The 14291-nt window shown below is 57.1% G+C and carries 8 protein-coding genes, 1 pseudogene and 1 CRISPR repeat array; of the genes and pseudogenes, 7 read left to right on the top strand and 2 right to left on the bottom strand.

The annotated features are described in order from the left end of the window. The first annotated feature begins 214 nt into the window (after positions 1-214). The 7 genes from casA to cas2e are packed head-to-tail and all read left to right on the top strand — an operon-like array spanning position 215 to position 6165. The gene (gene casA, locus F8197_RS08260) at positions 215-1864 is read left to right on the top strand and encodes a type I-E CRISPR-associated protein Cse1/CasA (RefSeq protein ID WP_152881480.1); all 1650 of its coding nucleotides are present in this window, start codon (positions 215-217) and stop codon (positions 1862-1864) included. Between the two features lie 8 nt (positions 1865-1872). After that, on the top strand, positions 1873-2373 hold the full coding sequence (gene casB, locus F8197_RS08255; protein WP_152881479.1) for a type I-E CRISPR-associated protein Cse2/CasB: 501 nt from the start codon (positions 1873-1875) through the stop codon (positions 2371-2373). A gap of 53 nt (positions 2374-2426) precedes the next feature. Further along, the gene (cas7e, locus tag F8197_RS08250; RefSeq protein ID WP_152881478.1) at positions 2427-3536 is read left to right on the top strand and encodes a type I-E CRISPR-associated protein Cas7/Cse4/CasC; all 1110 of its coding nucleotides are present in this window, start codon (positions 2427-2429) and stop codon (positions 3534-3536) included. Between the two features lie 5 nt (positions 3537-3541). Beyond that, entirely contained in the window at positions 3542-4300 is a 759-nt protein-coding gene (cas5e, locus tag F8197_RS08245; RefSeq protein ID WP_152881477.1) for a type I-E CRISPR-associated protein Cas5/CasD, read from the top strand. Positions 4301-4304: 4 nt separating this feature from the next. Then, on the top strand, positions 4305-4970 hold the full coding sequence (cas6e, locus tag F8197_RS08240) for a type I-E CRISPR-associated protein Cas6/Cse3/CasE (RefSeq protein ID WP_193333375.1): 666 nt from the start codon (positions 4305-4307) through the stop codon (positions 4968-4970). Between the two features lie 3 nt (positions 4971-4973). Continuing rightward, entirely contained in the window at positions 4974-5885 is a 912-nt protein-coding gene (cas1e, locus tag F8197_RS08235) for a type I-E CRISPR-associated endonuclease Cas1e (RefSeq protein WP_152881475.1), read from the top strand. Next, positions 5866-6165, top strand: coding sequence for a type I-E CRISPR-associated endoribonuclease Cas2e (cas2e, locus tag F8197_RS08230; protein ID WP_152881474.1), 300 nt, complete (start codon positions 5866-5868; stop codon positions 6163-6165). The genes cas1e and cas2e overlap by 20 nt, the downstream gene beginning before the upstream one ends. Before the next feature lie 105 nt (positions 6166-6270). After that, positions 6271-10262: direct repeats of the CRISPR family, unit length 29 nt; unit sequence GTGTTCCCCGCGCTCGCGGGGCTGAACCG. A gap of 199 nt (positions 10263-10461) precedes the next feature. Here cas2e and F8197_RS08225 read toward each other — a convergent pair. Next, positions 10462-11344: pseudogene (locus tag F8197_RS08225) on the bottom strand (IS5 family transposase). A gap of 239 nt (positions 11345-11583) precedes the next feature. Then, positions 11584-13716: a hypothetical protein gene (locus F8197_RS08220; RefSeq protein WP_152881473.1), complete on the bottom strand. Its 2133-nt coding sequence runs from the start codon at positions 13714-13716 to the stop codon at positions 11584-11586. Positions 13717-14291: the final 575 nt, after the last annotated feature.

The raw sequence follows: 14291 nt of genomic DNA, 5'->3' as shown, positions 1-14291 counted from the left end.
ACGCTATGTAGCGATTGCTGCCCCACTACGTCAATGGTTCATCCCCAAGCTTTGGGGAAGTGCGCACTCTAGCACGACTGGATTACGCGTCCGCTAACCGCTCCCAAAGAAAATTTCCTTTCAGGTTGCCGTTGCCAGAAAAGTACGCTATTCTAACTGGGGTGGATTCTCTGTCCCCACTAAGTCAACTTAATTTAATTAGGCGGAGGCTTTAATGATCTCACTGCTGTTGGAGAAATGGCTGCCAGTACGCCGAGCCGATGGTCGGCAAGACTGGATAACACTTCCTCAAATCGGCGAGCCCGACATCATCGGTTTCGCCGCCAACCGCGCCGACTTTAACGGCGCGCTGGCGCAGTTCGTGATCGGCCTGCTGCAAACGGTATCGCCGGCCACAACCAATGCGGAGTGGCGCAAGTGGTTCAAAACGCCGCCTGCGCCGGAGCAGCTGGCCGCCTGGTTCGAGCCTGTGGCAGCCGCGCTCAGGTTCGATGGCGACGGCCCGCGCTTCATGCAGGATCTCGGCCTGGACGGTGGTGCCGAATGCACCATCGATGCGTTGCTGATCGACGCGGCTGGTGGCTCTGCCGTGGACAAGAATACCGACCATTTCGTCAAGCGCGGTACGGTCAACGGCATGTGTCCGCATTGTGCCGCCACGGCGCTATTCACGCTGCAAACCAATGCACCGGCGGGCGGAGCCGGCCACCGCACCAGCCTGCGCGGCGGCGGTCCGTTGACCACGCTGCTGGTGGCGTCGGCGGCGCAAAGCTTGTGGCACGACCTGTGGTTGAACGTGCTGCCCCAGCGCCAGTTCCTGGAACGCAGTGGCGATGTGCAGAAAACCGCGCCGTTCTTTACTTTTCCCTGGTTGGCCGATATCGCCAGAATCCAGGCTTCCGGCACCGAAACCCAGCCGATGCAAGTCCATCCGCACCACGTATTCTGGGCCATGCCGCGCCGCATACGTTTCGACTTTGACGACGTGCGTGCCGGGCAATGCGATATCTGCAAACGCGAATCGACGCAGCTGCTCCAGCGCTATGTCACCAAGCCGCAAGGGCTGAACTACAAGGGGCCATGGCGCCATCCGTACTCTCCTTACTACAACACCAAGGAAGGCTGGTTGCCCGTGCATCCCCAGCCCGGCGGATTCAGTTACCGTAACTGGCTGGGCTGGGCTTTGGGTAGCCAGAGCAGCAAGAAGGAAGTGCAGGCAGCGGCCACCATCAACCACGTTATCGAGCAGGAAGTCCTGGAACGGGGCGAGGCCATTCGGCTCTGGGTGTTCGGATATGACATGGACAACATGAAGCCACGCTGCTGGTACGAAACGACCTTTCCCTTGTACCGGTTGAGCGACTGCCCACCGAAGCAGAAAGAAAATCTTCAAAAACTGGCCGGCATATTGATCGAGGCGGCTGAGCAAAGCGTATTTTATCTGCGTCAGGCCGTCAAGCAGGCATGGTTCGGTGACAGCGATGCGCGTGGCGACCTGAGTTTTGTTGACAAGATGTTTTGGGATAGCACCGATGCGGCGTTTTATGGCCACTTGAAGGCACTGATAGAACAAGCCGCCACCGAAGCCGGACTGGGAAGGCTCGACGAAGCGTATGCCCAGCAACACGCCAGCCAGTGGCACAAGGAACTGAGCAAGAAAGCGCTGCACCTGTTCGATGCGGACATCGTGGGCGCCGGGCCGATAGCCCAGCAAGATCCACAACGCATTGCGGTGGCTTACCGGGGATTGAAGTACAACCTCGACGGCAAGGCGCTCAGAGCCATCCTTGGCTTGCCGTTGCCGCCGGCTGACAAGGCGGTCAAGAGCAAGCCTGGCAGCCCATCCGAAAGACAACCTTCCTAGGAGGAGTTATGGAAAACAATATCGTGATCAAAGCCGACAGCGCCATCGGCAAGGGGCTGTTGACCTGGTGGAAAGGGCTGGAGGAAGACCGCGCCACCCGCGCCATGTTGCGGCGTTGCGCCACAATTGACGAGATCGTCCTTTGTCCTGCCTACCAGCGCTTTTATCGCTACATGCTGGCCTGCGGTTGGCCGGTGGATGCGGACGAATGGCAGCGCGACAAACTGGCGGCGATTGCCGGTCTGGTCGCCTGGATCAAGCTCGATAGCGCGCATGATTTGCCGTATCAAATGTCGGAGCAGGACGGCGACCGGCCGTTGCTCTCGGAACTGCGGTTCCGGGCGCTGCTCAAGCTGGAGCATACCGACGAGTTATACGCGGGCTTGCGCCGTGCCTTGCCCGTGATCGGTCACCAGGCCAGCGTGATTCAACTGGCCAAAGACGTTTACTGGTGGGGCGACGGTATCAAGAAGCACTGGGCCTATAACTATCGCTGGCAACAGAAGTAGTCGTCACACGTTCGCTTTTTCATCGCGTTTGTTCCACTTCATTCGAGGAAATCATGTCCCGCTTTATTCAACTGCACGTTTTGACCAGCTATCCACCATCGAACCTGAACCGCGACGACACCGGCAGCCCGAAGACCGCCATCGTCGGTGACTGCACCCGCTTGCGCATCTCGTCGCAAAGCCTGAAGCGCGCCTGGCGCACTTCCGATATCTTTGCAGCGAGCCTGAAGGGCAACGTCGGCACCCGCACCAAGGAAATTGGCGTGACCGTGTATGAAGACTTGCTCAAAAAAGGCATCTCGGAAAAAAACGCGCGCGAATGGGCGCGGACGATTGCCGGGTGCTTCGGTAAATTGAAAGCTGAAAAGAAGCCGGAAAAAAAGGATGCCGACAAGGCCGCCGATAAAAAGGAAACAGACAAAAAGGTCAACAAGAACGAGGACTTGCACGTCGAACAACTGGTGCATTTCAGCCCGGAGGAACTGGCTGCCATCAGCGCCCTGGTAGCGCAACTGGCGGAAAACAAGGCAGCGCCGGAAAAAGGCGATCTGGAACTGCTGCGCAAGGACAGCACGGCGGTTGACATTGCCATGTTCGGCCGCATGCTGGCCTCGACACCGGTCTTTAACACCGAAGCGGCGGTGCAGGTCGCGCACGCCATCACGGTGCACAAGGCGGCGGTGGAAGACGATTATTTCATTGCAGTCGATGACCTCAATAACGGCGAAACCGACGCCGGCGCAGCCCACATCGGCGAACTCGGCTTTGGCGCCGGCGTGTTTTACCTGTACATCTGCATCGACAAGGAGCAGTTGGCAAAAAACCTCGGTGGCGATGACGCACTGGTTGCCAAGGCACTGTCAGGTTTATTGCATGCCGTGACCAAGGTTTCCCCAACCGGCAAGCAAAACAGTTTCGCCTCGCGCGCGTATGCCGGTTACGTGCTGGCCGAAAAAGGCGATCAGCAGCCGCGCAGCCTGGCGCAGGCTTTCCTGGCGCCGGTCAAGGGACAAAATATCCTGAACAGCGCAGTCAAGGAGCTGAACGCACGGCGCGACAATTTCGACGCCATCTACGACGCATGCGCCGATGAAAGCAAGGTGCTCGATGTGGAAGCTGGTACAGGCAGCCTGGCCGAAGTCATCGATTTCGTCGTCGCCTGAGCACCATGGAAACCCTGATCTTCCAGTTGCAGGGACCGCTGTCGTCCTGGGGCGAGCCAGCGGTGGGCGAATATCGTCCCACGGCGGAATACCCGAGCCAGTCGGCCATCCAGGGACTGCTGGCAGCCGCATTGGGCATCGTGCGCGAAGATGCCGACGCCCAGGCAGCGCTGGCCGCCAGCTACCGCATGGCTGTCGGTGTGATCAGCCCGGGACGCCTGCTGCGCGACTATCAAACGGCCCAGGTGCCCAGCCGGGCCGACCTCAAGAAGCGGCCGCAGGCAACCCGGCGTGACGAACTGTCGCTGCCCAAGTACGACCTGAACACCATTTTATCGACGCGCGATTTCCGCCTGGATGCATCGGCCGTGGTGGCATTGCAAATGCTCGACGGTGCTGCTTACCCACTGGCCCGGATTGCGGAAGCATTGCGGCGGCCGAAGTTCCTGCTGTACCTGGGGCGGAAATCGTGCCCGCTGGCGGCGCCGCTGCACCCGGTGCTGCTCGATGTCTCCACCGTCAGCGAGGCCATGACGGCCTATCTGGAGCAACTGTCGGCGTTATCGGCCAGTCATGGCATTCGAGCGAAAGCGCCGTCGATACTCAGGAAAATCGCCTGGGGCGATGACTTTGGCGTCGATGATGTCGCCACGATCGGTCGTCAGCGCGATCTTAGCCTGCTCCGTAAAGACCGGGTGTTGGCGCGCAAAGGTTGGCAATTTGGCGACCGCCGCGAACACATCGCATTGTTGGAAGAGGAATGAACCCATGTATTTCAGTGTGATTAATCCAGCCTCCGAGCATGTACGCGCCGCCGTGCGCGACATGGCTCACGCGCCGTATGGCCTGCACCAGTGGCTGTGGAAGTTTTTCAAGGGCGACGACGAGGCCTCACGCGACTTCATTTTCCGTCGCCACGATATCGACGGTTTGCCGCGCGTGTACGTGGTGTCGGCACGACCGCCGGTTGCCTTCAGCGACGACTGGGAGCTGCAAACCCGTCCCTATGCGCCATTGGCCAGGGCGGGGCAGCGGCTTTCGTTTGTGCTGTGCGCCAATCCCGTGATCAGCAAGAGGGACGACGCCGGCAAATCACGCCGGCACGACGTGGTGATGCAGGCGAAAAAATCATTGCCGCCCGCCGACCGCCCGGCAGCGGCCGAGCTGGTTGAGCAAACGTGCCTGGCCTGGTTGCAAGCGCGTGCCGCCAGGGCCGGCTTCGAACTGGTGGGGGCGACCGTGGACGCCTATAGGCAGCAGCAGGCCAACAAGCGCAGCAACGGTGCACCGATCCAGTTCAGCAGCGTGGAGTTTTCCGGTGAGTTGGTGGTGCGCGATCCGGACGCCTTTCAGCAAACGCTGTTGAAAGGGTTAGGCCATGCCAAGGCATTCGGCTGCGGCCTGATGCTGGTGAAACCAGTCGCGGAGCGTTGAGCGATGCTGCCGCCGCTCAAACCGATTCCCATCAAGGAGCGCCTGTCGGTACTGTTTGTGGAGCGCTGCCAGCTTGACGTGCTCGATGGTGCATTCGTCGCGGTGGACCAGCACGGAGTGCGCATGCATATCCCGGTTGGCGGCGTGGCCTGCCTGATGCTGGAGCCGGGCGTGCGCGTATCGCACGCCGCCTGCGCGCTGGCGGCGCGGGTTGGCACGTTGCTGGTGTGGATAGGGGAGGGCGGGGTACGCGTGTATTCGTCGGGCCAGCCCGGCGGCGCGCGCGCCGATCGCCTGCTGTACCAGGCCAAGCTGGCATTGGACGACGATGCCCGCCTGAAGGTCGTGCGCGCCATGTACAAATATCGCTTTGGCGAGGAACCGCCGCAACGGCGCAGCGTGGAACAACTGCGTGGCGTGGAGGGCGCCCGCGTACGCGCCACCTATCAACTGTTGGCGCGCCAGTTTGGCGTTGACTGGAAAGCGCGCAACTATGACCGCGACGACTGGGATGCGGCCGACATTCCGAACCGCTGCCTGTCGGCCGCCACGTCGTGCTTGTACGGCGTGACCGAGGCTGCGGTACTGGCTGCTGGCTATGCGCCCGCCATCGGCTTCATCCACACCGGCAAAGCACTGTCGTTTGTGTACGATATCGCCGACCTTTACAAGTTCGACACGGTGGTGCCGATCGCTTTCGCGGTGGCCGCCAAGCCGGTCGCCAATGTTGAGCGCGAGGTGCGTATGCGCTGTCGCGACGCATTCCGCCAGTCCAAGCTACTCGAGCGCATCATCCCCGACATCGAGACCTTGCTGGCCGAGGGCGGCATGACGCCGCCCGTCGCTCACGCCGAATCGGTGGCGCCCGCCATCCCCAACCCGGAGAGCATCGGCGATGTTGGTCATCGTTCTTGAAAACGCGCCGCCACGACTGCGCGGCCGGCTCGCCATCTGGCTGCTGGAAATCCGCGCCGGTGTCTACGTCGGCAACTACTCGCGCCGCCTGCGCGAGCACATCTGGGCCCAGGTCGAAGAGGGTATCGAAGACGGCAACGCCGTCATCGCCTGGCGCAGCAGTACCAATGAGGCAGGTTTCGACTTTCTGACCCTGGGAGAAAACCGGCGCATGCCGGTCGAAATGGATGGTATCAGACTGGTATCGTTCTTCCCTCCAGCCATCGAAGACGAGCAATAACGGCTCGTTCTTTTCTGTTGTTCTTTAATAAATAAAATAGCTTGTAAAATCGGTGGGAAATTGAGGGGGTGATTTTCCCTTATTTTTCAATGGGTTATAATTGGTGTGTTCCCCGCGCTCGCGGGGCTGAACCGGAGGAGCGCGAACAGGTGCGGCGCGCCCTCGTGTGTTCCCCGCGCTCGCGGGGCTGAACCGGTCACGCATAGCATCCAGCGCGAGTCCGCGAAGTGTTCCCCGCGCTCGCGGGGCTGAACCGCTCTCAAAGCAGGGCCGGCATCGCGGGATCACGTGTTCCCCGCGCTCGCGGGGCTGAACCGGGCAGGGCGGGGCTATCTGATCAGGCGTGGCCGTGTTCCCCGCGCTCGCGGGGCTGAACCGCGCCGTGGCCTGGTGCTGCGCAACGTGCGCGGGTGTTCCCCGCGCTCGCGGGGCTGAACCGTGTGGCTGATGATCCCGGAAGAGGTCCGGCGCGTGTTCCCCGCGCTCGCGGGGCTGAACCGTATCACGCCGTGCTGGCGAAAAGCGGCACGCTGTGTTCCCCGCGCTCGCGGGGCTGAACCGGCGATCCACATCGACCTGAATGGCGGCCTGGTGTGTTCCCCGCGCTCGCGGGGCTGAACCGGAATCGCCATTGATCGCCGTGGTTCCGTGCTGGTGTTCCCCGCGCTCGCGGGGCTGAACCGCCTGTAGCAAACTCAATAAGCTTAAACCCTACGTGTTCCCCGCGCTCGCGGGGCTGAACCGCTATGGGGCGCCACGCTGGTAGGCGATGGTCCGTGTTCCCCGCGCTCGCGGGGCTGAACCGATAGCGAATTCACGAACACCCTGTTGACTGAAGTGTTCCCCGCGCTCGCGGGGCTGAACCGGGCGGCGGCCATATCCCTGCGCTGGAAGTCACGTGTTCCCCGCGCTCGCGGGGCTGAACCGTGTTCCATATTGCCGACAATGGCGTCGGTTTCGTGTTCCCCGCGCTCGCGGGGCTGAACCGCAAAGGGCAGCTGCCCCGCGCTGCGCGACAAGGTGTTCCCCGCGCTCGCGGGGCTGAACCGGCGTTGGCCGCTGTCATACCGGCGATGATCCAGTGTTCCCCGCGCTCGCGGGGCTGAACCGGACCCGACCAGGCCGGAACTGAAACCGGTGAAGTGTTCCCCGCGCTCGCGGGGCTGAACCGTGTACGCCGAGGATGGCGCCACCGTATTGGCCGTGTTCCCCGCGCTCGCGGGGCTGAACCTTCGTCAACGGCGGCGACGTCGCCACCTTCGGCGTGTTCCCCGCGCTCGCGGGGCTGAACCGTCGTACATCACCCACGGCCCGCAACAGGTGGTGTGTTCCCCGCGCTCGCGGGGCTGAACCGCCCGACCAGAACGTCGATTCTGCTTTCATTTTGTGTTCCCCGCGCTCGCGGGGCTGAACCGCGCGGTCAACGCCGGCCAGGTGGCCAGCAGCTGTGTTCCCCGCGCTCGCGGGGCTGAACCGCAACCGTGATTGCCATGGCGCCCATGTGAAGCGTGTTCCCCGCGCTCGCGGGGCTGAACCGTTGGTTAGCAAGCGCGAATTGGTGGCAGCAATGTGTTCCCCGCGCTCGCGGGGCTGAACCGTGCTCGCCAACCGTCACGCGGACCGTGTTCGCGTGTTCCCCGCGCTCGCGGGGCTGAACCGGTGACGATGTCTTTCACCGCATAGGACACGCCGTGTTCCCCGCGCTCGCGGGGCTGAACCGTCGAGTATTGCGCATCGGAGTTGACAGCGCTCGTGTTCCCCGCGCTCGCGGGGCTGAACCGGCGGGTTCCCAGTTCGATATGTGCCAACTGCTGTGTTCCCCGCGCTCGCGGGGCTGAACCGCTCGCCATGGATAGTGGTGCGGCCGACGTGTAGTGTTCCCCGCGCTCGCGGGGCTGAACCGTCGAATCCCTCACCGAACAGATCGACGTTGACGTGTTCCCCGCGCTCGCGGGGCTGAACCGTACACCTTGGCGTGGAACATCTATCGACTCGCGTGTTCCCCGCGCTCGCGGGGCTGAACCGCGATCTCACTTGGCGCCCAGTAGACATATTGGGTGTTCCCCGCGCTCGCGGGGCTGAACCGTAAACGTTATGTTTCTAACGTTTAATTTGAACGTGTTCCCCGCGCTCGCGGGGCTGAACCGCGCAATACCCCTCCTTCAACGCCCTGTCGAGGGTGTTCCCCGCGCTCGCGGGGCTGAACCGGCTAATGGAATCAGGATCCACCAACGTGTCTTGTGTTCCCCGCGCTCGCGGGGCTGAACCGGACATGAAGCGCTTTTTTCAGCTGTGCATCAAGTGTTCCCCGCGCTCGCGGGGCTGAACCGTATGTGAGCGATTTGGAAGAGCATAGGCATAAGTGTTCCCCGCGCTCGCGGGGCTGAACCGGCCTATAAACGATGTTCTGCACCGCGTTACCGGTGTTCCCCGCGCTCGCGGGGCTGAACCGAAAAAATCCAGGCCGTTTTGATGATCCTCGCAGTGTTCCCCGCGCTCGCGGGGCTGAACCGAATTACCGTGACTTTTGAGACCGGGGAAACTAGTGTTCCCCGCGCTCGCGGGGCTGAACCGGCCACCGCACCGACCCCGGCCCAGGTCGCGCAGTGTTCCCCGCGCTCGCGGGGCTGAACCGGCCCGGAGGGATCGGCTGCGTGCTGCTGGTGTGTGTTCCCCGCGCTCGCGGGGCTGAACCGAAGTGGGACGCGCGATACTCGAACTGAGGAGTGTTCCCCGCGCTCGCGGGGCTGAACCGATTCCCGACTATGCTCCACTCTGTCGGGCGGTGTGTTCCCCGCGCTCGCGGGGCTGAACCGCTCGCGAATGTCTTACCCTTCTTTGCGGGGTCGTGTTCCCCGCGCTCGCGGGGCTGAACCATCGTGGGGCCGCTTGTGCCTGTACGTGGCGAAGTGTTCCCCGCGCTCGCGGGGCTGAACCGCGGATGATCTCGACGCCTGTCGGCTGCTCGACGTGTTCCCCGCGCTCGCGGGGCTGAACCGGCACGTTCGGGCGCAAGATCAACGAGGAATGCGTGTTCCCCGCGCTCGCGGGGCTGAACCGGTACACGCCACCTACGAAAAGCCCGGTAAGAAGTGTTCCCCGCGCTCGCGGGGCTGAACCGCTGACCACGGACGGCGCCATGAATATCAACGCGTGTTCCCCGCGCTCGCGGGGCTGAACCGCGCACGGCCTCGCGGTGGCGAACTTGGAATGGGTGTTCCCCGCGCTCGCGGGGCTGAACCGGTTGGCGTGAGTGAGGGCGGCATTGGCGCCAGGTGTTCCCCGCGCTCGCGGGGCTGAACCGAGGCAACGAATGGCGACCCGCGCAGCATTGACGTGTTCCCCGCGCTCGCGGGGCTGAACCGTCACCGAGCATGACAACCCGCACAAGGGCGGCGTGTTCCCCGCGCTCGCGGGGCTGAACCGGTAGTCGCAGAGTGCCGTGCTGAAATGCTGAAGTGTTCCCCGCGCTCGCGGGGCTGAACCGCACCTCGTTGCGAACTTTGCGATAACCATCAAGTGTTCCCCGCGCTCGCGGGGCTGAACCGGCGCGTAGGCTGTCAGGAGCGCTGGTGGTCAGGTGTTCCCCGCGCTCGCGGGGCTGAACCGTACCAACAGACCACGCAAACGCAGTTGGCCGGGTGTTCCCCGCGCTCGCGGGGCTGAACCGCCGCTTGTATCGCTTGTGGCGCTTGCGCGATGGTGTTCCCTGCGCTCGCGGGGCTGAACCGGCAATCGCGGCACTGGCAATCTGTATTTTCGTGTGTTCCCCGCGCTCGCGGGGCTGAACCGACACGCAACAGCGACAACTACATTCAATCCATGTGTTCCCCGCGCTCGCGGGGCTGAACCGCCACCCAATCGGCTACCCGATCAGCCCGACCGGTGTTCCCCGCGCTAGCGGGGCTGAACCGCGCTTACTTTCTCAGTACCGCGCAACGCCAATGTGTTCCCCGCGCTCGCGGGGCTGAACCGCTGATTTGCAGTTCCTGGCCGTTGGCGCGCAGGTGTCCCCGGCGCTCGCGGGGCTGAACCGCAGGAAATAATTTCGGATGCTGGAGATATCGAGTGTTCCCCGCGCTCGCAGGGCTGACCACGCTTGGTCAGCGAAAACATCAGCGTCGACCGTGTTCCCCACAGTCGCGGGGAGGAACCGGCGGTCTCGGGTGGCGGCTGACATTGCGGAAGTATTCCCCCGCGCTCGCGGGGGCAACCGTGATATCCGATTTCGAAGTAGCCGTTGGCGCTTTGTTCCGCTCGCTCTCGGGCTGAACCGGAACATGTATTTGGAAGCGTCTAGGGTGTGTCTGACTGAATTCGCCGCAGCCACAACATAATTGTTGCCAAAATGACGGTAGCGAAAAAGTTGTGGCCGCGCTTTTCATGGCGCATTGCTACTGCGCGAAAATCTTTGAGGCGGTTGATTGCCTGCTCGACGACATTGCGTCCGCGATATGCATTAGGGTCGAAGCGTGGTGGGGAGCCGCCCCTACTGCCTTTGCGCAAACGGTTTTTCTTAGCGTCGAGTCTTTCGGGGCAGATGCAGCGGATGCCACGCTGTTGGATTTGTTGCCGATAGCAGCGCGCGCCGTAGGCGCGGTCAACGCGTACCGCAGTAGGTCGTTGCCGAGGTCGTCCCGGCCCCGCACGAGGAACGTGAATGGCGTCCAGTACCGCGCCGATCTGTGCGTCATCGCTACATTGACCTGCGGTGATCACAACGGAAAGTGGCAACCCATGACCATCAACACACAAGTGAATTTTGCTGGTGATTCCACCTCGGGATCGCCCTAACCACTCATCTGTTAATGCCCCCTTTTTTCTGCTGCGGGTAATTTTTTGCGAGCGCCTGCGGAACTACGATGAGCTTTGACGTGCGTCGCATCAAGTGCCGCACCGTCCCAGTCTATCAGCCCGGCTTGTTCAGCTTGCGTTTGAAGAATCTTTAGCAATCGCTGCCACATGCCGTTACGCGAACAGCGTACGAATCTGTAGTAGCAGGTCTGCCAAGGACCGTATCGTGCTGGAACGTCGCGCCACGGCGCACCCGTCCTCAAACGCCACAAGATACCATTGATCACCCGCCGATGGCAACGTAGGCATGCCCACGATGCGGGTGAGGCGGAAAATGAGGGGACAGCTGCCGCCATTGCTGTTCAGTTAAGTCAGTTCGGCTCATCGCCGTATGACCTGTCCTCCATCATTTAGTTCTGTCAGACGCACCCTAGCAGGACAGACCACCAGAAAAGTCTTCATCCAACTATATGCGACGCCGCGTCAACCTTGACGTGTACAAACGGTGCACCAGTTAGACGCGGCAAGCGTGTTCTACGTAACGGAATCGGACGTGAAACAAGAGCTATCTTGAACATAGTTTTTCGTTGAAAAACAGAAATATTTTAACTATCAATTCAAGAGTCATGATTTAGGTAATTTTTTATTCCTAATTTTCCATAGTCTATTTCCTACAATTGTACCAAGGAGCTCTTTGTATCGAAGTCCTTTAGGGTTAACTTTTGCTCGCCGGACCTCAAGCGCTGAGCTAACAATCATTGCCAATTTTTGATGATCATTTAAAGTAATTTTGTAGTTATCTAAATTAAAGCTGGCTCGACAAGGGAACATATCTATACGGCCAAAATACTCAGTTTCTTTAGCAAGTATTCTAATATTGTCCAGAGTTTCCCCACTATTTGTATTGTCGTCAAAAATCAAAAGCCAATTCTTTTTAGAGAAATTTTCTTTGGTATTTTTGTCTATTGTATTATCTAAAATTATTTGGGAAAAAGGATAACCAGTCAGCCGAGCAAAAGAATTTGCGTTTTTAACATCGTAGAGTGAATAAATCAGGGAGCCGGTATTGGCTAGGACTTTTCCGCTGCTTGAACTACACAAGAAGACTTGCTTCGCAAAAAACCCTGTTAGTGCTCCTCCGTAGTTCACACTCATCACATGCAAAACATCTTTTTTAGGTTCGTAACCCCTAGCTAATACAAAATTCAGCGCATTTTGCGCCGTTTTTATCATAACTAAAGGATTGTTTTCTTCTCTATATAATCTAATTATTCTTTTTAGTGCCTGCTTCTTTATTTTAATATGACGGTCGTCATCGATATATCCCAAGCCCTTTTTTTCTTTTTTGATTTTTTTATTTTTATTGGTTAGTTCAGATTTTATTAGGAAATTTTGAAGTAAATTAAAGAAGTCTCTTGTAATTTCCATTGAACTTCTTAATAACTCTGGCATTGAATTATCCCCCACTTCATTAATTCCATTATTTTTAGTGCCGAACTCTGCTAGCCGAATATAAGAAGTACTATCGTTTAAAAGTAAAATATTCACAAACATAGCAACATCTTCGTCTAGTTCGCCAAGCAGATCGCCATTTTGGCTATAATCTACGTAAAATTTCTGTGATTGTTTAAAATCAGAAAATTCTTTTGGGCAGGTATTTTTTATGTTGCGAACGATATCTCGTTCAAAGATTAAGCTTCCAGGGTATTCCGGATCTAGGAAATTGACGTTAGTTAAAATCTGAAAAATATTTTGAGAAAACGCAATAATATTTATTTTTGCATCAATTAGTCCAAGAATAATTTTTTTGACAACCTTGGGAATTTCCATTTTGAAATGCGATTTTATAATGAAATCAATATCTATCGCAAATACGATTTTGCAATGTAAAAAAAGTGATGCCCTGCTAGCGATAAATTGGGCTATCGGAATGAATTTTTTTACATCATCACTTTTTTCGTAATCCTCAATGAATTTTTTAAATTGTTCAAGTTCAACCAGTGCTTCTTCCCATTGGGTGTAGAAAATTTCATCGGTAGGCGTGTGACCAGTTCCGAACTTGCCGGACTGAATTACTTTTCGAATTTCCTCAAATCTTTTTTCGGACAATGCTATTTTGACAGCCTCACAAAAATCTAGTTTTCGCTTAGTTAATTCGGAGTGAAATATTTTTATTACATAAGATCCGTAAATTTTAAATTGATTTTTGATCGAATTGTACTGGATGCAGATCGAATCAATCAAATCATTAATACGGACATCACTAATGACGAAATCATTAATTGAAGTTAGTGGGTCAGTTTCTTCAATATCAAGTCCATCCAATAAAAAGTAATAATTATTTCCACGGAAAATAAAATTGCCTCCGGATAAATATCCAAATCGCAAAAGATATTCAGATAGCGAATATTCTGAAATCTCGGAATCATTTTTTATTGTTCCTAATAAGCCTGATGTCTTTACGAATTCCTTGAATTCATGCAGCTCATTACCGTTAATCTTAATTGCGCCATCAACGTGAAAGTCTGATTTTAAGGCCTCAAATATGCCGTTGGCAGCATATATGTCTTTCTCTATTTTTTTTAAATTACGAACACTGTCAACTTTTTTAATTGCATTTTTAGTGTTTTTACTTAACTCGAGAAATTCGTCAGTGCACTTTTTTGAAACCGCATTGGAGAGAAGAAATAAATTTTCAGGATCTGTTAATCCTTCAATGCTTTTTATTTTATATTTATCTATATCGGATTTTTTCATGAGTAATTTAAATTATGAAGATAAATTAATTTTTCGGTAAAAATTTTATTATTTGAAAATTCAATTGGTTAAAAATTGTTTGCATCATAGTTATAGAGCTACACTATGCAGTATTTCAAGCGATCCATCAATCAATTACATTACGTCTTTAGGGCACCTCGAAAGCCTTCTCGATTCTGGCATGATGTTGGCGGACCAAATATGACCTGATTTCCCTGATCAAACACAGCCGTTTGCCGACCGGAAGCGCGAAGCGGAGCTCAATGACCTCAGAGACACCTTGCGAGTGCTTGGGCACCATGTAGACTTCGCTGTGTGGGCCGCTTCGGTCGACTGCGCTGCCCCTGTCCAAGTCGCGAGCGCGGCGGTTGCCCGACGTTCCCCACCGAATTTATGGTACGTCTACACCGCTTCTTTCGCCGTGGCCCATGTGGGGATTTGAGGACCAGAGCATGCCTAGCACCGCATTAGCGTTAGAAGCGGTGCTCCTATGGATGCGGTTTTTCGGAAAGATCGCTCCAGAACCGCGAGTTATATGGCACGAACTACCGCTTACATGGCTGCTATAAATTGAT

Source organism: Duganella sp. FT27W (assembly GCF_009295655.1).
Lineage (GTDB): Bacteria > Pseudomonadota > Gammaproteobacteria > Burkholderiales > Burkholderiaceae_D > Rugamonas > Rugamonas zoogloeoides.
Note: the sequence above shows the minus strand (reverse complement) of the source record. Positions and strands in the feature narration are given on the sequence as shown.

Coding starts and splice junctions, on each gene's coding strand:
- casA (WP_152881480.1), top strand. CDS start 215: ATGATCTCACTGCTGTTGGAGAAATGGCTGCCAGTACGCCGAGCCGAT.
- casB (WP_152881479.1), top strand. CDS start 1,873: ATGGAAAACAATATCGTGATCAAAGCCGACAGCGCCATCGGCAAGGGG.
- cas7e (WP_152881478.1), top strand. CDS start 2,427: ATGTCCCGCTTTATTCAACTGCACGTTTTGACCAGCTATCCACCATCG.
- cas5e (WP_152881477.1), top strand. CDS start 3,542: ATGGAAACCCTGATCTTCCAGTTGCAGGGACCGCTGTCGTCCTGGGGC.
- cas6e (WP_193333375.1), top strand. CDS start 4,305: ATGTATTTCAGTGTGATTAATCCAGCCTCCGAGCATGTACGCGCCGCC.
- cas1e (WP_152881475.1), top strand. CDS start 4,974: ATGCTGCCGCCGCTCAAACCGATTCCCATCAAGGAGCGCCTGTCGGTA.
- cas2e (WP_152881474.1), top strand. CDS start 5,866: ATGTTGGTCATCGTTCTTGAAAACGCGCCGCCACGACTGCGCGGCCGG.
- F8197_RS08220 (WP_152881473.1), bottom strand. CDS start 13,716: ATGAAAAAATCCGATATAGATAAATATAAAATAAAAAGCATTGAAGGA.